The 3,705-nt window shown below is 31.0% G+C and carries 6 protein-coding genes; all 6 read left to right on the forward strand.

Going from position 1 to position 3,705, the window contains the following annotated elements; genetic code table 11:
• Positions 1 to 612: 612 nt before the first annotated feature.
• On the forward strand, positions 613 to 861 hold the full coding sequence (locus VNJ50_RS04875) for a type II toxin-antitoxin system ParD family antitoxin (protein ID WP_325579597.1): 249 nt from the start codon (positions 613 to 615) through the stop codon (positions 859 to 861).
• A complete protein-coding gene (locus VNJ50_RS04880) occupies positions 854 to 1,165 on the forward strand; it encodes a type II toxin-antitoxin system RelE/ParE family toxin (protein WP_325579599.1) in 312 nt (103 codons plus the stop codon). Before VNJ50_RS04875 ends, VNJ50_RS04880 begins: the two co-directional genes overlap by 8 nt.
• Before the next feature lie 28 nt (positions 1,166 to 1,193).
• A complete protein-coding gene (locus VNJ50_RS04885) occupies positions 1,194 to 1,622 on the forward strand; it encodes a hypothetical protein (protein ID WP_325579601.1) in 429 nt (142 codons plus the stop codon).
• Between the two features lie 11 nt (positions 1,623 to 1,633).
• The gene (locus tag VNJ50_RS04890) at positions 1,634 to 2,083 is read left to right on the forward strand and encodes a hypothetical protein (RefSeq protein WP_325579603.1); all 450 of its coding nucleotides are present in this window, start codon (positions 1,634 to 1,636) and stop codon (positions 2,081 to 2,083) included.
• 247 nt (positions 2,084 to 2,330) lie between these two features.
• Positions 2,331 to 2,690 (forward strand): BlaI/MecI/CopY family transcriptional regulator, encoded by a 360-nt coding sequence (locus VNJ50_RS04895; protein ID WP_325579605.1) that lies wholly within the window; start codon positions 2,331 to 2,333, stop codon positions 2,688 to 2,690.
• Between the two features lie 5 nt (positions 2,691 to 2,695).
• Positions 2,696 to 3,705: M56 family metallopeptidase (locus VNJ50_RS04900; protein WP_325579606.1), on the forward strand; the 1,010-nt coding region annotated here is incomplete at its 3' end.

Consider the following 3,705-nt stretch of genomic DNA (forward strand, 5'->3'; position numbering starts at 1 on the left):
TGCAAGCTTTTCTACGACAAATATACAAATACCTGTAATGAAAAACAAGCTTAATAACGGTTAATACACTGGATTATAGATGATTAAGCTACCTTAAGGAGTAACTAATTAATCAAGTATATGTTGAATTGGATAAAATCAAAAATGAAGAGGAAATAATCAAAGAGTGATTTTAAAATCCCATCTACTATTGAGATAATGTGGAATAATGAAAATGAATTTACACATGACTATTACAAAGAAAATGTCATAAAGGAATTTATAAATGAAGATTTCATTAGATATGATAAATTTAAAAGCGCAATACTAGATAGTATTGCGAGAGAAATTGACCCAAAAGCAATTGAGTTTCTTGAATTGATTAATGAAATACCTGTCAAGTGAATAAAGGGAATTTTAACTTTAAACCTCTTTTAAGGCGATTTTAAAGAGGTTGATTTTTCGTTCAGGCTAACGAGAATCATTGTATTTGCGGTGGAGGTGTTCCTAATAAAGTCATATACGGATTGACTGGTGATGCTTTTCACATGCTATGATTGAGTGTGATTTTCGAAAACGAGTCTGATTTGGAGTTTTTACCAATTTTTGGTAAATTCGATAAAATTTAAAATCATGAAAAACACATCCGTATCTCTCGGAAATTATTTTGACGAATTTGTAAGCAGTCAAGTATCTACTGGCCGATATAAAAACGTAAGTGAAGTAATCAGAGCTGGACTTCGACTGTTGGAAAATGAGGAAAGCAAAGTAATTGCCTTAAAAAATGCCATACAAGTAGGATTGAATAGCCCAAGAGTTGAAAGCTTTGATTTTGAGGACAATCTTAAAAAGTTAAAGGCAGAAAAAAGAAAAAATGGCTAAAGTTATATTTAGACAAGAAGCTATTGATGACTTAAATGCTATTTGGGATTACACCTTCAAAAAATGGTCGGAAAACCAAGCTGATAAATACTATGCAGCGCTAAAATTTACTTGTAAAGGAATTGGAGAAAATCCCGCCATTGGAAAAGAATACACTACCATAAGCAAAAATTTATTAGGTTTCAAGTCAGGAAAACATATAATATTCTACCATCTGATTTCGGAAGATGAAATTGAAGTTATTAGAATATTACATGAAAGAATGGACTTGAAAAACAGCAATAATTTTAATAGTACTCTTTAGTTTTAATAAATTGTATTCGCAGGCTATTATGCAATATATAGAAGCTGAAAGTGACTTCAAAGAACTAAAAATTCAACTTAGAGATAAAGGAAATAGCCTTCAAAATATTGAGAATGCTTTTCTAAACTGGGACTATAAACTTTTGGAACCATTGCTGGACAAAGAAATAAGAGAGGATACAAAGAATTTTTTCAAAACACATCATGACAGCATTGTAAAATACGATTGGAAAAAGAAAACTCATTATGGCCCTAACTTTTCAGGAATTCCTGGAGGTAGTTTTGGTCTTATAGATAAAAGTAATGATTTGAGAGTACACACTACGAATCAAAATAATAAGGTTTTTGAAATAAGCTATTCCTGTTATGTTAAAGATTCTACATTGCATATTTATTCACTCCGATCAAGTAAATATCCTTTTAAAGATAGATTAAATACAACTACACCAAACGTTTAAAGGCAAACGAATTGACACAATCCTTGCGAGAAAGTCTCTTAGAGAAAAATACAAAAGAGATCGGAAAACTTCTAATTGCTATTGTAAAGTTGGAGCCTAAGCTTTCAGAATTACCATTTTTTAACCTGACTTCATTTAATACACAACTTTCAAATAATTATGGGAATTTATCTTGGTATTTAATCTTTGAAAAAGAATACAAAGAGGCCATAAATTCAGCAGAAAAAGGCTTAAATATAGACAAGGAACAAACTTGGATTTATACAAATTTGGCCTTAAGCAATTTATTGGCAGGAAACAAAGAAGTCGCAATGCGTATTTATGACAAATTTAAAAATCAATCTACAAGCAATAAAAAGAGCTTTAAGGAGGTATTTAAATCAGATTTAAAAGAAGTAAAAGAAGTCAAACTTTTAAACTTGGCTTTATATGACGAAATATTAGAAAAACTAAACCAATAAAAATTCTACAGCTAAAATGTATAGCAGATGAACAACCTCATTTTATTTATAAAAAAGGCTTAAAATACATGATGTATTTTAAGCCTTTTTTGGTTTTACAACAATTCACCAATCTTCACACAGTTTGAAACTTACAAACAGTTTTTTATTAATAAAATCATAAATTCCAATAACTAACTATTTTGATAGTTGCTTTACTAATAAAATAGTTGTAGGTTTGGCTATCTCATTTTTTATCCTTGTTATCATGAAAAAATTAACCGAACGCGAAGAAGAAATCATGCAGGTTTTGTGGAAGCTGGAAAAAGCTTTTGTCAAAGACATTATCCCACATCTACCACAAGAATATCATTACAATACCGTTTCTACAGTGGTCCGGCTTTTGGAAACCAAAGGTTTTATAACACACGAAGCGTTTGGAAATACACATCAGTATTTGCCAAAAATCACCAAACAAGAGTATAGTTCTTTTTATATGAAATCGGCGAGCAAGCGTTTTTTCAATAATTCGTATAAAAGTATGCTGTCATTTTTTGCGAATGAAGAAAAAATAAGTCCGGAGGAATTGGAGGAAATCCTAAAACTTATCGAAAACAAGAAAAAATAAAACCTATGGAAAGCGTCATCTATTTGCTAAAAAGCACCGCCATTTTGAGTTTGTTTTTTTTAGTTTATGAGTTTTTATTGAAAAAAGAAACGCTTTACAATCACCATCGGATGTTCTTGTTGTTGGGAATTTTTACTGCCGCTATTTTACCGTATTTCAGCCTACAGAAAAAGGTTCAAATAACACAATATGTCGAAGCATCAACCAGTGTAACTCCACATGAATATACTTTAACATCTTACAATATTCTCACTGCTGTCCCAGAAAAACTTAGCTTTTGGGAATCTTTAAATTATATACAAATTCTATTTGGTGTTTATCTGTTGGTCGTTATTTTCTTTGTAGTAAAATTCTCATTCAGCCTTTGGCAATTAAAATCATTCTTAAAAAATGAAAGAAACTGCACTTCCAAAAACGGCATCAAATACATCCAAACCACCGAAAATACGGGACCGTTTTCATTCTTAAAATACATTGTTTACAATCCTGATCTTCATAATGACAACGAACTGAAACTGATTTTAAAACACGAAGAAGCACATGTCAAAAATTATCACAGTGTGGATGTACTTTTGGCAAATCTACTTGTTTTTACCCATTGGTTTAACCCGTTGGCTTGGTTGTACCGCAAACGAATTACACAAAATTTAGAATTTCTTGCTGATGCCGAAGCAACTGAAAACCTAAATTGTCCAAAAGCATATCAATTGAGTTTGCTGAACTATGTTAAAATCGATTCCTCACATTTACCAGTCAATAACTTTCATAAATCGTTTATCAATACCCGAATAAAGAAATTACATCAATCAAAGTCCCATAAAAGTGCATCGTTAAAAACAGGGTTTATTTTGCCTTTGTTAATCGCTTTCTTTTTAGTTTTTCAAGTTAACTCGCAAGAAGAAATCAGGTATATAGAGGTGGATGCTACTTCTCAATTTTCAGAGAACGAACCTGCTTCTGAAAATAAAACGACTGTTATTCCAGAAGAAAACACAGAAGAATTAAACGAAGAAAT

Source organism: Gelidibacter sp., from assembly GCF_035577925.1.
In the GTDB taxonomy this organism is placed as follows: Bacteria; Bacteroidota; Bacteroidia; order Flavobacteriales; family Flavobacteriaceae; genus Gelidibacter.